At 66.2% G+C, this 19,387-nt stretch carries 17 protein-coding genes; 4 read left to right on the top strand and 13 right to left on the bottom strand.

The window, feature by feature from the left end:
• Positions 1 to 17: 17 nt before the first annotated feature.
• From J0J10_RS26600 to J0J10_RS26590, 3 genes are all read right to left on the bottom strand, one after another.
• Positions 18 to 881 carry a MaoC/PaaZ C-terminal domain-containing protein gene (locus J0J10_RS26600; protein WP_291650614.1) on the bottom strand — a complete coding sequence of 288 codons (864 nt, stop codon included), beginning with the start codon at positions 879 to 881 and terminating at the stop codon, positions 18 to 20.
• Positions 882 to 958: 77 nt separating this feature from the next.
• Positions 959 to 2,404 carry a 3-hydroxyacyl-CoA dehydrogenase NAD-binding domain-containing protein gene (locus tag J0J10_RS26595; RefSeq protein WP_291650612.1) on the bottom strand — a complete coding sequence of 482 codons (1,446 nt, stop codon included), beginning with the start codon at positions 2,402 to 2,404 and terminating at the stop codon, positions 959 to 961.
• Positions 2,401 to 3,387, bottom strand: a complete 987-nt coding sequence (locus J0J10_RS26590; protein WP_291650609.1) for an NADPH:quinone oxidoreductase family protein — start codon at positions 3,385 to 3,387, stop codon at positions 2,401 to 2,403. The genes J0J10_RS26595 and J0J10_RS26590 overlap by 4 nt, the downstream gene beginning before the upstream one ends.
• A 416-nt stretch (positions 3,388 to 3,803) precedes the next feature.
• On the opposite strand from J0J10_RS26590, the gene J0J10_RS26585 reads away from it, so the two are divergent.
• The 3 genes from J0J10_RS26585 to pcaF all read left to right on the top strand — a co-directional run bounded on the left by J0J10_RS26585 (position 3,804) and on the right by pcaF (position 6,427).
• Positions 3,804 to 4,277 carry a type II 3-dehydroquinate dehydratase gene (locus J0J10_RS26585; protein WP_291650607.1) on the top strand — a complete coding sequence of 158 codons (474 nt, stop codon included), beginning with the start codon at positions 3,804 to 3,806 and terminating at the stop codon, positions 4,275 to 4,277.
• A gap of 101 nt (positions 4,278 to 4,378) precedes the next feature.
• On the top strand, positions 4,379 to 5,140 hold the full coding sequence (locus tag J0J10_RS26580; protein WP_291650605.1) for an SDR family oxidoreductase: 762 nt from the start codon (positions 4,379 to 4,381) through the stop codon (positions 5,138 to 5,140).
• A gap of 84 nt (positions 5,141 to 5,224) precedes the next feature.
• A complete protein-coding gene (pcaF, locus tag J0J10_RS26575) occupies positions 5,225 to 6,427 on the top strand; it encodes a 3-oxoadipyl-CoA thiolase (RefSeq protein ID WP_291650603.1) in 1,203 nt (400 codons plus the stop codon).
• 122 nt (positions 6,428 to 6,549) lie between these two features.
• On the opposite strand, the gene J0J10_RS26570 is transcribed toward pcaF, so the two are convergent.
• The 10 genes from J0J10_RS26570 to J0J10_RS26525 form a co-directional block, all read right to left on the bottom strand.
• Positions 6,550 to 7,833 carry a TRAP transporter large permease subunit gene (locus tag J0J10_RS26570; protein WP_291650600.1) on the bottom strand — a complete coding sequence of 428 codons (1,284 nt, stop codon included), beginning with the start codon at positions 7,831 to 7,833 and terminating at the stop codon, positions 6,550 to 6,552.
• Positions 7,834 to 7,837: 4 nt separating this feature from the next.
• Positions 7,838 to 8,416, bottom strand: a complete 579-nt coding sequence (locus J0J10_RS26565; RefSeq protein ID WP_291650599.1) for a TRAP transporter small permease — start codon at positions 8,414 to 8,416, stop codon at positions 7,838 to 7,840.
• Between the two features lie 120 nt (positions 8,417 to 8,536).
• Positions 8,537 to 9,547, bottom strand: a complete 1,011-nt coding sequence (locus tag J0J10_RS26560; protein ID WP_291650597.1) for a TRAP transporter substrate-binding protein — start codon at positions 9,545 to 9,547, stop codon at positions 8,537 to 8,539.
• Between the two features lie 245 nt (positions 9,548 to 9,792).
• Positions 9,793 to 10,437: a 3-hydroxyacyl-CoA dehydrogenase family protein gene (locus tag J0J10_RS26555; RefSeq protein WP_291650596.1), complete on the bottom strand. Its 645-nt coding sequence runs from the start codon at positions 10,435 to 10,437 to the stop codon at positions 9,793 to 9,795.
• Positions 10,438 to 10,441: 4 nt separating this feature from the next.
• The gene (locus J0J10_RS26550; protein WP_291650595.1) at positions 10,442 to 11,323 is read right to left on the bottom strand and encodes a 3-hydroxyacyl-CoA dehydrogenase family protein; all 882 of its coding nucleotides are present in this window, start codon (positions 11,321 to 11,323) and stop codon (positions 10,442 to 10,444) included.
• A complete protein-coding gene (locus J0J10_RS26545) occupies positions 11,320 to 12,486 on the bottom strand; it encodes an acyl-CoA dehydrogenase family protein (RefSeq protein ID WP_291650593.1) in 1,167 nt (388 codons plus the stop codon). The genes J0J10_RS26550 and J0J10_RS26545 overlap by 4 nt, the downstream gene beginning before the upstream one ends.
• Before the next feature lie 101 nt (positions 12,487 to 12,587).
• Positions 12,588 to 13,355 (bottom strand): enoyl-CoA hydratase/isomerase family protein, encoded by a 768-nt coding sequence (locus J0J10_RS26540; protein WP_291650591.1) that lies wholly within the window; start codon positions 13,353 to 13,355, stop codon positions 12,588 to 12,590.
• The gene (locus tag J0J10_RS26535) at positions 13,352 to 14,974 is read right to left on the bottom strand and encodes a class I adenylate-forming enzyme family protein (protein WP_291650590.1); all 1,623 of its coding nucleotides are present in this window, start codon (positions 14,972 to 14,974) and stop codon (positions 13,352 to 13,354) included. Before J0J10_RS26535 ends, J0J10_RS26540 begins: the two co-directional genes overlap by 4 nt.
• Before the next feature lie 5 nt (positions 14,975 to 14,979).
• Positions 14,980 to 15,759, bottom strand: a complete 780-nt coding sequence (locus J0J10_RS26530; RefSeq protein WP_291650588.1) for an enoyl-CoA hydratase-related protein — start codon at positions 15,757 to 15,759, stop codon at positions 14,980 to 14,982.
• 11 nt (positions 15,760 to 15,770) lie between these two features.
• Complete coding sequence (locus tag J0J10_RS26525; protein ID WP_291650586.1) at positions 15,771 to 17,033, bottom strand: CaiB/BaiF CoA transferase family protein; 1,263 nt, start codon at positions 17,031 to 17,033, stop codon at positions 15,771 to 15,773.
• A 182-nt stretch (positions 17,034 to 17,215) separates the two neighbouring features.
• On the opposite strand from J0J10_RS26525, the gene J0J10_RS26520 reads away from it, so the two are divergent.
• Positions 17,216 to 18,868, top strand: a complete 1,653-nt coding sequence (locus tag J0J10_RS26520) for a sigma-54 interaction domain-containing protein (protein ID WP_291650584.1) — start codon at positions 17,216 to 17,218, stop codon at positions 18,866 to 18,868.
• Positions 18,869 to 19,387: the final 519 nt, after the last annotated feature.

Below are 19,387 nucleotides of genomic sequence, written 5' to 3'. Positions count from 1 at the left end.
ATGGCGACGAAGCCTGCTCAGGCGGCTGCGTCGTCGATGCTGGCGAGGCCGTTGCCGATGAGTTCGGCGCCGCTCTCAAGCGAGAAGGCCCGGAAGATCACATTCCCGCCCTCGCGCCAGATTTCTGTCCGGACGGTGTCACCCGGCAGGCCGGGAGCGCTGAACTGGCAGCTGATCCGGCTCAGTCCTTCCGGCCGGTAGTCGCAGGTGGCGATCACCACGGACCGGCAGGCGATGCCGAAGGTGCAATTGCCGTGCAGGATCGGGCGCTCGAACCCGGCCGCCCTGGCGAAATCCGGGTCGAAGTGATGCGGATTGACGTCACCGAGCAGCCGGTAGAACAGCGGCTGGTTCCGGTTGGTCGGGGTGTCGATCATCGCGTCGGGGGTGCGATCCGGATAATTCGCCTTCGGCGCGCTCGGGCCCTTTTCGCCGCCGAAGCCACCTTCGCCGCGGGCGTAGGAGGTCCAGAGATTGGTGCAGAGCGGCGTGCCGGAATGCTTTTCGCGGATCCTGATTTCGGCGACGATCACCGCGCCCTTGCCCGGCCCCTTGTCGAACAGATCGCTTATGCGAAACTCCGAGGCGATCGTCGCGGCCGGCGGCAACGGGTTGTGAATCTCGACCGATTGGGCGCCGTGCAGGATCATCACCTCGTCGATGCCGCTGCCTTCGATGAAGCTGTAGTCCCAGGCGATCACCGTCGCCTGGGAGGGCAGGACCCGCGGCTCCGGCCCGCAGACGAAGGCGAGTTCGCGCCGGTCGGTCGGATCCTGCGCCATGCCGACGCTCAGCGCGTAGAGCATCGTGTCGCGCTCGGTGTAGGAGAATTCCCTGTCTGGATAGCGGCGGCCCAGAAAGCGGCTTGGATCGAGCGGCATGAAACTCTGGCTTTCCTTGCTTGAAGGAGGGCGGGCACGCGGTGGCGCGCGTCCCTCGACGGGAAGGCGTTCTTCGCCTAGGCTGCGGCGCGCTCGAGGAGCTGCTGGTGCGCGACCGCCAGCCGCAGGCCGAGCGAAGCGCGATAGCGCGGGTCGCCGGTCGCCGCCTCGATGGCGTCGAGCGCCGCCAGGATCGAGCCGAGGCCGATCCTTCGCGCCCAGGCGGCGGGGCCGATCGGATAGTTCGCCCCGTTGACCATCGCCGCATCGATCTCCTCGAGCGAGGCGACGCCGACCAGTGCGGCCTCGAAGGCCTCGTTGGCCAGCATGGCGACCGTCCGCAGCACGATCATGCCCGGCCGATCCGCGATGAGGCTGAGCTGACGCACGCCGCCGCCGATGAAAGCGCCGATCGCGGCGCGGGCCGCCTCCGGGACATCGGGCGAAAGCGCGAGCGCGACCAGGCTCGCCCGAGGATCTGAAGTCACGTCGTAGAGGGCGACCGGGCGCCCCTCGGCGAGCGCACGATCCGCGGCGGTGCGGCCGTCGCTGCGTGCGATCAGCACGCCGGCACATGCAAATTGAGCACCGTCGAGGGCCGGCAGAGACTCGGTATCTTCGCCGCCGACTGCGGCTGCGGCGGCTGGAGCCGGCGCTGCGCCATAGTCGAAGAAGCCCTTGCCGCTCTTGCGCCCGAGCCAGCCGGCCTCGACCATTTCCTTCTGAAGCGTCGAGGGGCGATAGCGCGGGTCATAGGAGAAGGCCTCGAAGACCGAACGCGTCACCGCATAGTTCACGTCATGGCCGATCAGGTCCATCAGGGCGCATGGCCCCATCCGGAAGCCGCCGCCCTGGGTGAGGATGGCGTCGACCGCGGCAGGCGTCGTGGCCTCCTCCTCGAGCAGCCGCAGCGCCTCGCCGTAATAGGGGCGAGCGACGCGGTTGACGACGAAGCCGGGCGTCGACCGCGCGACGATGGCGACCTTGCCCCAGAGCGTCGCAGTGGCGACGAGGGTTGCGATCACCGCAGGGTCGGACTGGGCCGCCCGTACCACCTCGACCAGCTTCATGACCGGGGCCGGATTGAAGAAATGGAAACCGGCGACGCGCGAGGGCCTTGCCAGCCCGGCGGCGATGGCGGTCACAGAGATCGACGATGTGTTCGTCGCCAGGATCGTGTCCTCGCCGACGATCGCCTCGAGCTTGCGAAACAGTGCCTGCTTTGCCGCGAGGTCCTCGATGATCGCCTCGACCACCAGCCCGGCTGCCGCGAATTCGGAAAGCTCGCTGACCGGCACGATGTTCGCCAGGCAGGCCGAGCGGGAGGCTTCGGAGAGGCGCTTTCTGTCGACCAGGCGGGCGAGGTCGTCGCCGATACGATTGCGCGCCCGCTCCGCGGCGCCGGCCGCGTTGTCGAGCAGCAGGACCCGGTGGCCGGCGGAGGCGGCGATCTGGGCGATGCCGGCGCCCATCGCGCCGGCACCGACGACCCCCACGACGCTGGCTTGCTTGAGCGCGCTCACGACGGCCGGACCGAGAGAATGATCTTGCCCTGGGCCTTGCCGTCGCGCAGCGAACGCAGCGCCTCCTTGAACTCGGCCAGCGGCAGAACTCGGCTGATCATCGGATCGATCTTGCCGCCGACATAGAGCGCGAAGATCTCGCGCTGGGCCTCCTGCATGCGCTCCGGCGTGCGGTCGCGATAATCCGACCATTGCAGGCCGCTGACCGCGATGTTCTTGACCAGCAGGTAGTTCGCCTTGATCGCCGGGATAGTGCCGCTGGCGAAGCCGATCACCACAAGGCGGCCGCACCAGGCCATGGCGCGCAGCGCGGCGGCATTGGCGTCGCCGCCGACGGGGTCGATCACCACGTCGACGCCATGTCCGCTGGTGAATTCGCCGACCTGACGGCGCAGGCTCTCGCGCAGATCCGGATCACCCAGCTCGATGACATGGTCGGCGCCGGCTTCGCGCGCGACCTTCGCATTCTCGGCACCGAGAACCCCGGCGATCACCATCCTTGCGCCGAGCGCCTTGGCGAGCTGCACGCTTGCGACGCCGACACCCCCCGAGGCGCCGAGCACGAGCACGATCTCGCCCGGCTTGAAGGAGGCGCGATCCTTCAGGGCGAACCAGGCGGTCTGGTAGACCAGCCCGAGCGCCGCCGCCTTCTCGGCCGGGATGCCAGCGGGAGCGTGGAAGCAGTGAGCGGCGGCAACGCGCAGCTTCTCGGCATAGGCGCCGTACTCGACCTGCACGGAGACGAAGTCGCCGGTCTTGAAGGTGCTGACGCCTTCGCCGACGGCGGAAATGCGACCGGCGGCCGATTTTCCGGGTGAGAACGGCAGTGGCGGCTTGATCTGATAGCGCCCCTCGATCGCCAGGATATCGGGATAGTTCGCTTCGGCGGCGGCGACATCGACCACGACTTCGCCCGGCCCGGGCACCGGATCCGGCAACTGGCCGATCTCGATCTCCTCGAACGGCGCGTTCCTGCTTACCACTACCGCTTTCAAAACAACCTCCTGCCCTGTTGCCGCATCGTGCGGGGAGTGCTGCTGCCGGCGGACCTTGGCCCGGCAGGCCGTCACAGGTCCCGCCTGCATGGCCGGCAACAGGGCAAGGACCATGCCGGCCCACCAGTCGATGATTGATGCGGCCCGGACCATCGAAATCCCGGCCGACATGTCCTCGCTGACGACATTCGCCGCATCCGTGTCCTTTGCGGATACAGGCAAAGCGCGGCGCTGGGCAGTGCGCCGCTTGCCCGCTGGCATTCCCACGCCACGGGCGCGCTGGCACGATGGTTGCGGTGCTTTTCGCGTATGCCGAAACGCCGCATAGCGGCGGGGCTGCGCAGGACATCGGGCCGGTTGATCCGATCGGCCCGCTACTGCCTTACCTTGCGATGGAAGAGAACATGCTGCGGACCGTGAAGAGAAAGCTCCTGCTCATCCAGGGCGCCAATATGTGCTATCTCGGCAAGCGCCAGCCGGAAGTCTACGGCACGACGACGGCGCAGGAACTCGATGCGGCGCTCCAGGCGCATTGCCGCGACATCGGCGTCGAGCTCGAGATTTTCTACACCAACCACGAAGGCGAGGCGATCGACCGGATCTATCGGGCGACCGGCGAGGGCTTCGATGGGCTGATGATGAATCCGGCCGGGTTCCAGTATTGCGGCTTCGCGCTGCGCGACTGCCTCATGGCCGTGCCCCTGCCCTATGTCGAGGTCCACATCACCAAGGCCTCGATCACCGGCGGCCTCAACACCGTCACCGCGGCTGCGGCCAAGGGCTATGTCTGCGGCTTCGGGATCGATTCCTATTTCGCAGGTCTCGACGGCATGCTGCGCCTGCTCGACCGGATGAATGCCGCTACAGCGGCCTCCTAGCACCTCCGCTCCTACCGTATCGCTCCTGGCTCCGGTGCGGGCCGGGCCCGCTTTCTCGCGCCGTTATCCGGCATCGCCATGCCCAACCACAGGGTGGTCTCGTGACCGAACAGAAGATTTCCGGAGAATACATCGTCACCGGCGCCGCAGGCGGCATCGGCGAAGCCGTCTGGCGCAGGCTCCATCGCGGCGGCGCGAACCTCGTTCTGATCGACCGCGCCTTTCCGGCCGATGCGGGCAGCGCTCCCGAGCGGGTCAGGCGCATCACGGCGGACCTTGGCGCTCCGGATCTGCAGGACAGGCTCGACCGCGAACTCGGCGATCTCGCCGCGATCGACGGGCTGGTGAACGTCGCCGGCGTGCAGCACATCCGCAAGCTGGTCGATGTCTCGCTCGACGACTTCGACACCACTTTCGCAGTCAATGTCCGCGGCAGCTTCCTGATGACCCAGTGGGTGGCGCGCCGCATGCTGACGACAGGCAAGGGCTCGATCGTCTCGATCTCCTCGACATCCGGCCGCATGCCGCGGATGGCTCAGGGCGCCTACTGCGCCTCCAAGGCGGCGCTCAGCCAGATGATGCGGGTGTTCGGCCTCGAGCTCGCGCGCACCGGCATCCGGGTCAATACCGTGGCGCCGGGCTCCACCGACACCGCCATGGTGCGCCGAATGGCCGGGGCGATGGCCTTCGGCTCCGAGGTGCTGGACGGCAGCGCCGCCAGCTTCCGCCTCGGCATCCCGCTGAACCGCGTCGCGACGCCGGAGGACGTGGCCAATTCGGTCGCCTTCCTGCTCTCCGACGAGGCCCGCCACATCACGATGGCCGAGTTGGTCGTCGATGGTGGCGGGACCCTCGGCCTCTGAGCGCAACCCGGCAGGTGCCGGGCTTCGCCAGGCCCGCGGCGCGAGCCTGGCGCGAGACGTCCACGATTCCTTCAGGAGACCATGATGGCTGATGTTTTTGTCTGCGACGCTGTGCGCACGCCGATCGGGCGCTATGGCGGCGCGCTCTCGCGGGTGAGGGCCGACGATCTCGCCGCCGTGCCGCTAAAGGTGCTGCTCGAGCGTCAGCCCGGCATTCGGGAGGCGGTCGACGAAGTCGTGTTCGGCTGCGCCAACCAGGCCGGCGAGGATAATCGCAACGTGGCGCGCATGGCGGCACTGCTCGCCGGCCTGCCCGAGCATCAGGCGGCGGTCACGGTCAACCGGCTCTGCGCTTCCGGCCTCGATGCGGTCGGTATCGCCGCCCGTGCCATCCGGGCCGGAGAGATGGATCTCGTCATCGCCGGCGGCGTCGAATCGATGAGCCGCGCCCCCTTCGTGATGGGCAAGAGTGAACAGGCCTTCCAGCGCAGCGCCCAATTGCAGGACACGACCATTGGCTGGCGCTTCATCAACCCGCTGATGAAGGCGCAGTACGGTGTCGATTCCATGCCGGAGACCGCCGAGAATGTCGCCGACGAGTTCGGGATCACGCGCGAGGACCAGGACGTCTTCGCCCTGCGTTCACAGCAGCGGGCGGCAATCGCCCAGGCGAACGGCATGCTCGCCACCCATATCGTCTCCGTTTCGGTGCCAGCGGCGAAAGGCCAGGAAACGGCGTTCGCCCTCGACGAGCACCTGCGCGAGACCACCATCGAGGCGCTGGCGAAGCTGAAGCCGGTGGTTCGTCCGGGCGGCTCGGTGACGGCCGGCAACGCTTCCGGCGTCAATGACGGGGCGGCGGCGATGATCCTGGCCTCCGGGGCCGCGGTCGAGAAATACGGTCTGGTCGCGCGTGCCCGCATCCTCGGCACGGCTTCTGCCGGCGTCCCGCCGCGGATCATGGGCATCGGCCCGGTGCCGGCGGTGCGCAAGTTGATGGACCGGACCGGGCTCGGGATCGGCGCCTTCGACGCCGTCGAGATCAACGAGGCTTTCGCCAGCCAGGTGCTGGCCTGCCTGCGGCAGCTCGGGCTCGCCGACGATGCGCCGCACGTCAATCCGCATGGCGGCGGCATCGCGCTCGGCCATCCGCTCGGCATGTCCGGCACTCGTATCGCCATGGATGTCGTGCGCGAGCTCGAGCACGGCCAGGGGCGCTATGGCCTCGCCACCATGTGCGTGGGCGTCGGGCAGGGCCTCGCGATGGCGTTCGAACGCATCACCTGAACCGCTTCGGCCAAAGAGAAAGGAGCGCGCCGCGACCGGCGCGCTCCTTTTTTTGTGTCCCGCGTTCCCGAGACTGCCAAGGGGGAGGTGCAGCGCCAGTGCGCTTCCTCCCCCGGGCCCGGTCAGTAGCCGCCGAGCCAGCGCGCCGGCCCCGTCACCAGGATCGGGAACAGCACCAGCAGGAACAGCACGATGAGTTGCGCCACCATGAACGGCCAGACGCCCTTCACCACCTGCTCCATGGTGATGTTGGAGACGCCGCAGACCACGTTGAGCACGGTTCCGACCGGTGGCGTGATCAGGCCGATGGCGCAGTTCATGATGAAGAGCACGCCGAAATAGACCGGGTCGATTCCGGCCTGCTTGACGATCGGCATCAGTACCGGCGTTAGGATCAGGATCGTCGGGGTCATGTCCAGCGCCGTGCCGACGATCACCACCAGCAGCATCATCGCGAGCAGCAGCAGGGTCGGATGGTCGATCAGCGGCTCGACCAGGTCGATGATCTGGGTCGAGATCTCCGAAACCGTGATCAGCCAGGACGAGACCAGCGCCGCGGCCACCAGCAGCATCACCACTGCGGTCGTCAGCGCCGAGCGGACGAATAGCGCCGGCAGGTCGGAGAGCTTCAGTTCGCCATACACCACCGTCGCCACGAACAGCGAATAGACCGCCACGACGACAGCGGCCTCGGTCGGGGTGAACATGCCGAAGCGCAGGCCGAAGATGATGATGAACGGCAGCATCAGGGCCCAGAAACCGTCCTTGAAGGCGACCATGACCTCCTTGGTGGAGCGCTTGGCGAGGCGGTTGGTGTCCTCCCGGCGGGCATAGAGCCACCAGGCGACGCACAGGCCGACGCCCATCAGGATGCCGGGGACGATGCCGGCGAGGAACAGCTTCGAGATCGAGACGCCGCCTGCCACGCCGAAAATCACGAAGCCGATCGAAGGCGGCAGCACCGGCGCGATGACGGCGCCGGCCGAAACCAGGCCTGCGGCCCGCGCCTTGTCGTGCCCGGCCTGCGTCATCATCGGCACGAGCAGGGCGCCGAGCGCCGCTGCGTCGGCAACGGCCGAGCCCGATAGCGAGGCCAGCATGCAGGAGGTCAGGATGGTGACGTAGCCGAGCCCGCCCTTGATATGGCCGACCAGCGTCAGCGCGAAGGCGACGATGCGCTTCGCCAGCCCGCCGGCATTCATGATCTCGCCGGCGAGCATGAAGAAGGGGACCGCCATCAGCGGGAAGGAATCGGCGCCGTTGATCAGGTTCTGCGTGATGATCTGGGCATCGAAGATGTCCATATAGACCATCAGCGCCACGCCGCAGACGAGCAGGGCATAGGCGATCGGCATGCCGAGAGCCATGCTCCCCAGCAGCGACCCGGTGAAGACCAATACCGTCATGCGACTAGCTCCCAGCTCTTTGCGGTGTGCCCGGATGCCGGTCGTTGCCTTCTGCCGGTATGGAATGCAGTGTCTCGATCTCCTCGCTCTCCCTGACTAGGCCAAGCCGGTCGTCGGGGATCGCACCGCTCAGGGTCCGGTAGAGATCGGTCGCCAGCACGAGGCCGGTGGTTACGCCGAAGACGACGCCGGAGCTGTAGAAGTAGCCGAGCGACAGGCCCGATGCCGGCGCGACGACGTCCCAGTTGATCAGGACCTCTTTCCAGCTCCCGATCGTGATCAGATAGGTGATGTAGAGCATGGCGAGCTGGGTGAAGGCGACGCATGCGCGCTTCGCGGTCGGAGGCAGCCGCTTCACCAGCATGTCGACGCCGAGATGGCCGTGCTCGCGCATCGCGACGCAGGATCCGAGGAAAATCAGCCAGACGAACAGCCAGCGCGACAATTCCTCGGAAACGATGATGCCGGAATTGAACAGGTAACGAAGTGCTACGTTTCCGAAAACGAGGATGACCATCCCGAGCAGAAACAGCGCAATCAGGCACTTCAGGAAATAGAAGTAAGCGTCAATCAGTCTACTCATGGGTGACCCTCTCGGTCCCGCTGCGCGAGCGACAAGGCGCAAAAGCCCGCCGCTTCCTGCACCTCGTCGCCCTCGACGAAGTGCAGGAACGGTTGGACAACCTGTCGAAAACGCCGCGGCTTACAGCTTCTGGATACGCTCGAGCTCCGTCTTGAAGAGCTTCACGGTCTCCGCGTCGTACTGGGTCATGAACTTCTCGGTGATCGGCTTGCTGATCTCGCGCATCTTGTCCTTCTCGGACTGCGCGACGTCGTCGATCTGCATGCCCGCAGCCTTCAGATCGTCTAGCCCCTTGGCGAGCTGCTCGCGGCTGATCTTGCGCTGATAGGCAATCGCCTCCGTCATCGCTTCCGAGATGATCTTCTGCTCCGTGGCAGAGAGCTTGTCCCAGAATTTCTTGCTCATCAGGATGATGTTGTTGCCGTAGACATGACCGGTCAGGCTGAGATACTTCTGTACCTCGTAGAACTTGGTCGTGACGATGTTCGGCAGCGGGTTCTCCTGCGCATCGACTGCCTTGGTCTCGAGCGCCGTGTAGAGCTCGCCGAAGCCGAGCGGCACCGGGTTGGTCTTGAAGGCCCGGAAGGTGTCGATGAAGACCGGGTTGAGCTGGACGCGGATCTTCAGGCCGTCGAGGTCGGCGAGTCCCTTCACCGGGCGCTTGCTGTTCGTCACATGGCGGAAGCCGTTCTCGAAATAGCCCAGGCCGACGATGCCCTTGGCGGGCAGGGTCTTGAGCAGGCTCTGGCCGAACGGGCCGTCGAGAAGCGCATCGGCCTGCGGCAGGGTGCTGACGATGTAGGGGAAGTCGAGAAGCCCGAATTCCTTCACGGCGCCGACGAGCTGCGGCGAACCGGGCGCCGCCATCTCCTGCGTCCCGGCGATGAGGGCCGACTGCTGCTGGTTCTCATTGCCGAGCTGCGCGGCGGGGAATTCGCGGACCTTGAGCTTGCCCCCCGACTTCGCCGCGACGATCTCGGCGAACTTGCGGACGCCATGGCCGACCGGCGACTCGGCGTTGACGAAATAGCCGAATTTGATCGTCCGATCCTGGATGTCCTGTGCAAGGGCGGGTGCCGCCGTCAGGGCGGCAAGCAGAGGAACAGTGAAGAGGAAATCGCGGCGTTTCATAGAATACTCCCATGCCGAGTTATTGTGCTTGAACCCGCCGGTGAATCGGACTTCACCGGCGCTCAGGTATGGCAAGGCGCATGCCAGCGCCCTGCAAAGCCCTTTTCAGGGAAGCTCCCTGCTGCCGGCGCCGTCGCGGGGGCGCCGGGCGGGCCAAGAATGATCGCGAGAACGACACGGCCCGGGATGTGACCGCGGCGCAGACACCGGCCTGCGCCGCGCCTGTCCTTCCCGGACAAGCGCGTTCAAGCGTTCGAAGCCGGGCCCCGGCGCCGTGCCGCCACCGTGGCCCGGCGCGCCGGCGCATAGCCCTGGCTTCCATAGATCTCGAAAAGGGCCTTGCTGATGTCGTAATGCTCCGCCAGCCCGCCACGCACGACGCGTTCGATCGGCCCGTCGCGATAGCCCAGGCCGAGCCGACAGGTCAGGTCCATGTCCTGCTGCGTCGCCAGCCCCTCGTCGAGGAACCTCAGGGCGGCGTTGTATTTCGGGCGGACGAGGCGGTCGATGATCCGGCCGGCCTGATCGTCGCAGATCGCGACCTGCAGTCCGGCGCTCTCGAACACCGCCCTGGCCGCGGCGATCGCAGTTTCCGGTGTCGCCTTCTGACGGACGATCTCGACCAGATCGGAGGGCGTGTCCGCCCCGTTGCGGTAGCGGCAGAAGCCGAGGATATTGCTGCCTTCGCCGCCCAGCGTCTCGCCGGTGTGGACGCCGAGGCATTCCTCGCCGAGTTCGAGCAGGATCGCAGCCCTGGCATCATCGGCGCGGAGCGGCGTGCCCAGATGGATCATCACCTCGGCGGCTTCGGGCGCCACGGCGTTGGCCAGGAAGGCATCGCCTGTCGGGAAGGACCGGCTCTCGCCGGCCTGCTGGATTGCATAGCGCATCGGTTCAGGCTCCAAACATCGCGTTGCCGTCATAGGTGAAGAAGCCGCGGCCGGCCTTGCGTCCCAGGAGCCCGGCCGAGGTCATGCGCCGCAGCAGCGGCGGAGCGGCGGCGCGCTGATCGAGCGTGATCGGATAGAAGGCCTCCGAGAGCCGGACCTGGGTGTCGAGCCCAATCAGGTCGATCAGTTCCAGAGGCCCCATGCGGTAGCCGAGACCGGCCTTGATGGCGCGGTCGATATCGGCCGGCGAGGCCACGCCGGCCTCGACGGCCCGGATCGCATCGTTGTTGAAGGGCACAAGCAGCGCGTTGAGGATGAAGCCCGGCTTGTCCTGCGTTTTCACCGGGATCTGGCCACAGCGCTCGGTGAAGTCCCAGGCGGCCTGCATGGTCTCGTCCGAGGTCAGGATGCCCGGCGACATCTCGATCAGCTTCATCAGCTGCGCCGGCAGGCAGAAATGCATGCCGACGACCTTGTCGGGGCGCTTGCAGCCGGAGGCGATCTCGGTGATCGACAGGGTCGAAGTGTTCGAGGCGAAGATCGTTTGCGGCGGGCAGATCGTGTCCAGATCGCCAAGCAGCTCCTGCTTGACGCTCAGCGCCTCGAAGACCGCCTCGATCACGAGGTCGCAGGCGCCGAGATCGGCGAGCTCCGTGCTCGACTGCATGCTGGCGAGAATGACGTCGCGCTCCTCTGCCGAGAGTTTCTGCCTTTCGACGGATTTGGCGAAGAACGCCTCGGTCTGCTTGCGGGCGCGGGCCAGCGCCTCGGCCGAGCGGTCGAAGGAAATCGTCCTGTAGCCGGCGCGGGCGGCGACGATCGCGATGCCTGCGCCCATGGTGCCGCCGGCGCCGCAGACGCCGACAGTTCGAATGGTTCCGGTCATGTCCTGGCAAAGCTCCTGCCGATGAGTTGGCGATGGATCTGGTTCGTGCCTTCCCAGATCTGGGTGATCTTGGCGTCGCGCATCAGCCGTTCGGCGCGATACCCTTGGCAATAGCCGTAGCCGCCATGCATCTGGACGCATTCGGTGGCGATCCGCATGGCGAGATCGGAAGCGCGCATCTTGGCCATCGAGGCCTCGACACCGAATTCGGTCTCGCCCTCGTCGACCAACGCGCCGAGATGGTCGAGCCAGTGCTCGGCCATGGCGAGGTCGGTGGCGAGATCGGCCAGCGTGAACTGGTTGCCCTGGAACTCGACGAGGCGCTTGCCGAACTGGCGCCGCTGATTGGCGTAATCCGTCATGTCGCTGAAGGCCGCATGAGCGATTCCCAGCGCGTGCGCGGCGATGCTGGGGCGCGATTTGTTGAGCGAGGCCAGGAGGATCGGCAGACCGTCTCCGGGCTCGCCGAGGAGATTGGCGCGCGGCACATGGCAGCCGCGGAAGGCGATCTCGGCCGTCGACGAGGCGCGATGGCCCATCTTGTCCTCGAGACGCAGGATCTCGAAGCCCGGAGTGCCCTTTTCGAGAACGAGCGCCGAGATCGCCTTGCGGGGGTCCTCGATCTCGCTCCATTTGCCGAAGAGCAGGATGAGGTCGGCGACATCACCGTTGGTGATGAAGATCTTGCCGCCATCGACAACGATGTCGCCGCCATCGGGGCGAAACCGCGTCTGCATGCCGGTGGCATCGGACCCGGCCTCGGGTTCGGTGATCGCCAGGGCGCCGAGGCTCCCTTGCGCGATCCGCGGCAGAAAACGTGATTTCTGCGCCTCGCTGCCATGGTCGACCACCGGCCCCATGCCGTGGAAGCTGGTCGCATAGATGATCCCGGTCGCGGCACAGGCCTCGGAGATCAGCCGGACCACGGCGAGATAGAGCCTGTAGGAGCCGCCAGTCCCGCCATAGCATTCCGGAACAAAGAGAGCGTTGAGCCCGAGCCGGTCGAGGGCCTCGATACTCGCCCAGGGAAAAGCCGCCTCGCGGTCGCATTTCGCTGCATTCGGCGCGATCGCCTCCGCGCAAAGCCGCGCGACCTGGTCGAGAAGGAGCCTCTCCTCCTCGCTCCAGCGGCGACGTCGCTCCAGCTGGCGAAAGACGTTCATCGGCTGCGCGTTCCTGACTGCGTGATCCGGCGCGTGGTGGCGGCGCGCGGCCGGGCAGGTGCGCCCGGCCGCCTGTGTCGGAGAGACTTCCGACCGGTGAGCTAGGCGTCCCTGAATGCGGGTTTCCGCTTTTCGGAGAAGGCGGCCATGCCTTCCTCGGCATCCTGCGTCCGGTAGGCGAGCGTCGACAGGTCAGCCTCGACCTTCAGACCCTCGCAGATCGGCAGGTCGAGGGCGCGCTGGACTGCCTCGCGGGCGAAGCCGAGCGCCGGCAGGCCGTAGCCGGTGAATTCGGCCGCCATGGCGAGCGCGCTGTCGAGGATCGGAGCCTCGACCAGTCGGTTCACAAGGCCGATCGTCTGGGCCTCCTCCGCCCCGATGCTGCGCCCGGTCATGATCAGGTCGAGGGCGCGGGCCTGGCCGATCAGGCGCGGCAGGCGCTGCGTCCCGCCATAACCGGGGACGAGGCCGAGCTTGATCTCCGGCAGCCCCATCTTGGCGCTGCGCAGCGCGACGCGGAAGGTGCAGGCCATCGCCAGTTCGAGCCCGCCGCCGAAGGCATAGCCGTTGATCGCGGCGATCGAGGCTACTGGCAGCGTGTCGAGCTTGGCGAAAACGCGTTGCCCGAGTTCGGCACCACGCTTCTGGGCAACCAGGTCGCGGCCGCGCAGCTCCTTGATGTCGGCGCCGGCGCAGAAGGCCTTTTCGCCCGCGCCGGTGATTATCAGCGCCCGTACCGGCATGCCGGCGACCTTGTCGAGCGCGGCACCGATCTCTTCGAGAATGGCGAAGGAGAGCGCGTTCAGCGCTTCCGGCCGCGACAGCATGAGGATCGCGACATCGCCCTGCTGCGAGAGTTGAACGCTCATGCCAGCCTCTTTTCGCGAGCCTGGTAGCGCACGGCGACCGGCGTCAGTGCCCCCTGCTTCACCATGTCGATCAGCGTGCGTTTCAGGATCTTGCCGCTGGCCGTCAGCGGTAGGGTTTCGACACGCACGAAGAACTCCGGCATGTCGTATTTCGAGAGGCCTTCGCCGGCGAGATGCAGCAGCAGATCCTCCGGCTCGGCCTCGCCGATGATGGCGATGCAGGCGCGCTCTCCGAGGCGCGTGTCGGGCACCGGGAAGCAGGCGGCCTTGGCGACCTGGGCATGCCGCAGCGCCAGCGCCTCGATCTGGGCCGGGTAGATATTGTGGCCGCCGCGGATGATCAGATCCTTGAGGCGCCCCTCGATCCGCAGGTTGCCCTTGGCGTCCATCACGCCGAGATCGCCGGACATGAACCAGCCATCACTGTTGAAGCTGGCTTCGGTCGCGCTCTGGTTGTCGAAATAGCCGAGCATCAGGGCCGCGCCCTTGCCGCCGATATGGCCGATCTCGCCGGCTGCAACCGGACGGTCCTGGTCGGCGGGGTCGAAGAGCTTGACCTGATAGGCCCGGCCGCCGCGGCCGCAGCTCGAAACCACCGTTTCGGCGTCGTCGAGCAGATGCGTGTATTGGTGCGACGAATTTTCCGTCATGCCGTAGACGTTCTGCGGGCGGATGCCCTGCGCGACGAAGGCGGCCGCGACACTGGGCGGGATCGGCGCGCCTGCCATGTAGAAGACCTGCAGATCACCCAGTCGCGGCAGGCCCTTCAGCTTCTGCTCGGCCAGGATATCCATGGCGTGCGTAGGCACGCCCATGACATAGGTCGCGCCAGTCTCGATGATCCAGTCGAGCCGCGACATGCCGGCTGGCGGGTCGTCGGTGACCAGCCGGCAGCCGGAGACCAGCCATTGCCCGACGGCGACCCAGGCGATGTGGTGTGACAGCGGCGAGAGCGTCAGCAGCACGGTACTCGGCCCGTGCCCCCAGTCGCGCACCATGTCGCGGGCATTGGCGAGCAGCGAGTTGTCGGAATGCATCACGCATTTCGGCGCCCCGGTCGTGCCGGAGGTGAAAGCGAGATAGACGACCTTGTCCGGGTCCGGGCAGGGGGGCTGCATATAGGGGGCCGGTGCCGGGAAGCTGTCAGGTGTGTAGACCACCTTGAGAGAAGGGATCGCGGCCAGCGTCGCATCGAAATCGGCTTCGTCGCGATTGGCGCCCCAGCCCGGTTCGGTGACGAGGCAGCGTGCCGACAGCCGGTCGAGCAGGCCACCGACCTCCTCGCAGGTATAGGTGCGATGGAGCGAGGGGTTGCAGGCGAAGCCTTCGCGCGAGCAGGCGAGGAAGGTGACGATCGCCTCGATCCGGTTCGAAGCCCAGATCGAAACGCGGTCGCCTGCCACCAGCCCATAGGCGCGCAGATCCCCCGCGACGCCATCGACCCAGCGGCAGAGCGCCGCCCAACTCAGTTGCTGACGGCCGTCGCGGATCGCGATCGCGTCCGGCCGGGCGGCGGCATGGCGCGCCAACAGCCCATAGAAGGTGTCCTCCTGCCAGAGGTCCTCAGCATAGAAGCGCCGGGTGTTGAGCGGCTGATGGAGGGTGAGGAACGGGGCCATCGCGCTTACTTCCCGAACTTGGCCGGATCGGGTTTGCGCCGCTCGGCAAAGGAACTCGAGAGTTCCTTGCTCTCCTCGCTCGTCAGATAGGAGCGCAGCAGCAGATCATGCGCCACGCGCGCCAGGCCTGCGACGCCGCCATGGCGCGCATGGAACGCCCCCTTGATCGCGGCGAGCGCGAACGGCCCGCGATCCGCGATTTCGAGAGCCATTGCGCGCGTTGCCGCGGCGAGTTGGTCGTCAGGAACGACCTGGTTGATCATCCCGAGCGCCAGTGCTTCCTGCGCCGAGATCTTGGGATTGCGGAACCAGATCTCCTTGGCCTTCTTCTTGCCGACCAGGTCCTCCAGATACCAGGTGCCGTAGCCGGCATCGAAGGACCCCATCATCGGGCCGACCTGGCGGAACACCGCGCTCTCCTTGGCGATGGTGATGTCGCAGACCACCTGCAGCACGTTGCCGCCGCCGACGGCATAGCCGTTGACGCTGGCGATCACCGGCTTCTGCAGCTTGTCGATCGCATCGTACATTTCCAGCGTCGGCAGCGTGCCAGCATAGAGCGTGGAATCCTCCATGCCGTCCTTGCGCCCGCCAATGCAGAAAAACTTGTCGCCCGCGCCCGTGATGACGACGACGCGGGTGCGCGTTTCGCACCGGATCTGTTCGATGCAGTCGCGGATCTCGTGGCACATCGTGGCGTTGAACATGTTGCCGTCGTCCGGGCGGTTCAGCGTGATGGTGCCGACCGGGCCGTCTTCAGCGTACAGAATCGTCTCGTAGTTCATCGCTCTCTCCTTCAGAGGACACCGGCGGCCGCGAGCGCCCGAATCCTGTCGTCGTTGTAGCCAAGCAACCCGTCGAGAATCTCGCGCGTATGTTCGCCGAGGGCTGGTGGCGCACTGCGCGGAACATTGCCGGAGCCGTCTAGGCGGATGCCGGTTCCGACCTGGGGAACGAGCCCACCCTCGGCTTCGATGGCATAGATCATGCCGCGGCGCCGCATTTCGGGATCGGCGGCGACCTCGTCGATCCGGTTGATCGGGCCGGACGGGATGCGGGCTGCACGAAGCACCGCGAGCCAGTAGCTGCGGGGATGCGCGATCAGGGCTGCCTGGATCCGCGCCACGATTTCGCTTCGGTGTACCCGGCGATCGGCATTCGAAGCATAGGCCGGATCCTCGGCGACCGCCGGCTCACCGACTGCCTGCCAGAACCGACGCCAGATCGCATCATTGCCGAGGCCCAGGGTGATCGGCTCGTCTGCCGTCTCGAAGGTCTGGTAGATGGCGATGACGCTGTCCTTCCCACCGGAGCGACGCGGCACCTCGCCGGAGCCGAGATAGGGCACGATTCGGCAGGTCAGGAACCGCGTCATCGAGTCAACCAGCGCGATGTCGATGACGCGCCCCTTACCGGTGCGGGCGCGTGCCAGCAGCGCCGACACGGTGGCGAAGGCGGCATCCTGCCCGGCGAGCATGTCCGCGGCCGGGGTGCCGATCTTCTGGGCCTCGCCGCCGGCTTCGCCGGTCAGGTCCATCACGCCGGAATAGCCTTCGGCGATCAGATCATAGCAGGTCCAGTCGGCCCGTTCGCCGGCGAGGCCGAACCCGGTGATCGAGACATAGACCAGGTCCGGCCGGATCTGCTGCAGAGAGGCGGCATCGAGCCCGAGCTTACTGGCGACGCGCGGCGGCTGGTTGACGACCACGACATCGCTCTGCCGCACGAGGTCGTGCAGCACCGCGCGGCCCTCGGGCGAGGAATGGTCGAAGCTCAGGCTCTTCTTGTTGCGGTTGACGCTCAGGAACCAGAGCGACTCGCCGTTCAGGAAGGGGGGGCCCCAGGCGCGCGCATCGTCACCCAGGCCGGGGCGCTCGAGCTTCATCACCTCGGCGCCCATATCGGCGAGCAGCATCGTCGCGAAGGGGCCGGCGACGGAGGTGGTGAGATCGAGGATTCTTATGCCCTCGAGCAGATCGAAGCCCTTGCCGGTCGCTAGGCGCGGCAGCGTATCGAGGGGTGAGCTTCCGGCGTTGTGTTTTTGATGCGCATTCGTCATGAGCTGTTCCGAATTCATATTCGGAGGGACGGCAAACTCTGTGCCACCCCGACGGGGCGACTGACGGCGCGTGAACGCCCGGATTTTCGCCCCTGCCTTCAGGGGCGGTGTCTTCCCTGGCAACAGCGCGGCGATGGGCGTGTCGTCCTCGACTGCACCGGGATTGTGACGAAGGAACGGGAATGGCGAGTGCGGGCGGTACGGTCGAGGGAATCGTCGTCGTGGATCGACACGGTACCATTCAGTTTGCGCAGGGGCTGGGCGAAGACCTCCGCGTCAAGAGCCTGGCCGGCCATGCCGATTGGATGGCGGAAATCCGGGTCCGGCGCCTTCAGCCCTTCACCATCGACCGGCGTTCCTATGTCGTGCTGCAGACGCCGGTGGCCGTTGGCGACCTGCTGCTGTTCAGCCGGGCGTCAAGCCAGGCGGTGCTCGACTTCATCGGCTCGGTCGATTTCGCCTACGACATCCTCGGCCACCTGCTGACCGACCCTTTCGATGCGATGACCATCGTCGACGCCGCCGCGCGGGTGGTCTACATCTCGCCGGTGCATGAGGGCTTCTTCGGCCTCTCGCATGGTGAGGCCAATGGCCGGCCGGTCAAGGACGTCATCGAGAACACCCGGCTCGATCGCGTCGTCGCGACCGGCAAGGCGGAGGTCGGCGAGATTCAGAGCATGCGCGGCGCCGAGCGCGTGGTCACGCGCACGCCGATCAAGCGCGGCGACGAGGTCATTGGGGCGGTCGGTCGCGTCATGTTCAAGGGCCCCGAGCAAGTCGAGACTCTTAGCCGGCGCATCAATATGCTCGAGCGCGAGGTCGAATTCTACAAGCGCGAGGCCGCCGCGATCCGCAACCGCAGCTACGGGCTCGACATGCTGATCGGCGATAGCGCGCCGATGCGGCGCCTGCGCGACGAGATCATCAAGGTCGCGCCGCTGGAGATCCCGGTCCTGATCCGTGGCGAGAGCGGTACGGGCAAGGAGCTGGTCGCGCAGGCCCTGCACCGCCTGAGCGCCAGGCGCGATTCCGCGATCGTCATGGTCAACGCGGCTGCACTGCCCGCGACGCTGGTCGAATCCGAGCTGTTCGGCTACGAGCCTGGCGCCTTCACCGGCGCCGACAAGAAGGGCCGCAAGGGCAAGTTCGAACAGGCCGCCGGCGGGACGATCTTTCTCGACGAGATCGGCGACATGCCGATGGAAGTCCAGGCCAAGCTGCTGCGCGTCCTGCAGGATCGCATCGTCGAGCGGATCGGCAGCGACCGGCCTCAGCATGTCGATTTCAGGCTCGTCACCGCCACCAATCACGACCTTCAGGAATTGGTGACCGCGGGCCGGTTCCGTCTCGATCTATTTTACCGCATTTCCGCCATCACGATCGAAATCCCGCCGCTGCGGAGCCGGGTCGACGACATCCCCGATCTCGTGGCGCATTTCATCAGGGAAGTCGCGGACCGCCATCGCCAGCCGGCTCCGGAAGTCAGCGACAGTGCTCTGTCCTATCTGATGGAGCAGCCCTGGCCCGGCAATGTCCGGCAGTTGCGGCATGAGGTCGAACGGGCCTTCGTCTTCGCCGAGAATGGCCGCATTACCGAAGAAACGCTCGCGCCAGCATCGGCTTCCAGATCGTCCCAGGCAGCCGCAGTCAGTGCAGCTCAGAGCATTGCGATCACCGCTCGTAAGGCCGCGACTCTCAAATCCTCTGTCGGGCAGGTCGAGGCCGAGCTCGCCAAAGCTGCGTTACTCCACAACAATGGAAATAAGAAGCAAGCCGCAAAAGAACTCGGAATATCGCGCTCATATCTGTATAAATTGCTCGGAAATATCGACTAGTGTATCGCGGCTTTGAAAAAATTATTTCTAAGTAAAACTAAATTTCTACCCACGGCTGGGGCATCGCTACGAATAGCGGTTTAATCATGGGGCGGTCGACGGGCTCATTGAATCCGTGGCTGGTGTCCGTTCGTGAACGTCGTCAACATCTGGAGTTGGCGCGCTGAGGCTTTGCTGGGCATTGGCGTGATGTCGATTGGATGCGGTATCCCGGCGGCAGGACGCGTCATGCCGATCGAACATCCGCAGGGGCAGTAGCGTCCAGCCTGGAATACAGGACGTTCGATGGCTCGAAACCGCCGCTGAAGCCCACGTCATATCTGAACGATCGGGACTTGGCTTCATCACGCAGCAGGGTGCGTGACCGGCTTAGGGTCCGGCCCCATAAACTGATTGGCGCGCACGGCGTGTTGTGATTCACGGCTTCCGGGAGGAAGCGGATGTGAATCGGGATCGTTTGTGGCTAACGGAAGAGCAGTTTTCGCGGATCGCACCGCATTTGCCGACGGACACGCGCGG

It is taken from the genome of Allobosea sp. (genome assembly GCF_017308075.1).
In the GTDB taxonomy this organism is placed as follows: domain Bacteria; phylum Pseudomonadota; class Alphaproteobacteria; order Rhizobiales; family Beijerinckiaceae; genus Allobosea.
Note: the sequence above shows the minus strand (reverse complement) of the source record. Positions and strands in the feature narration are given on the sequence as shown.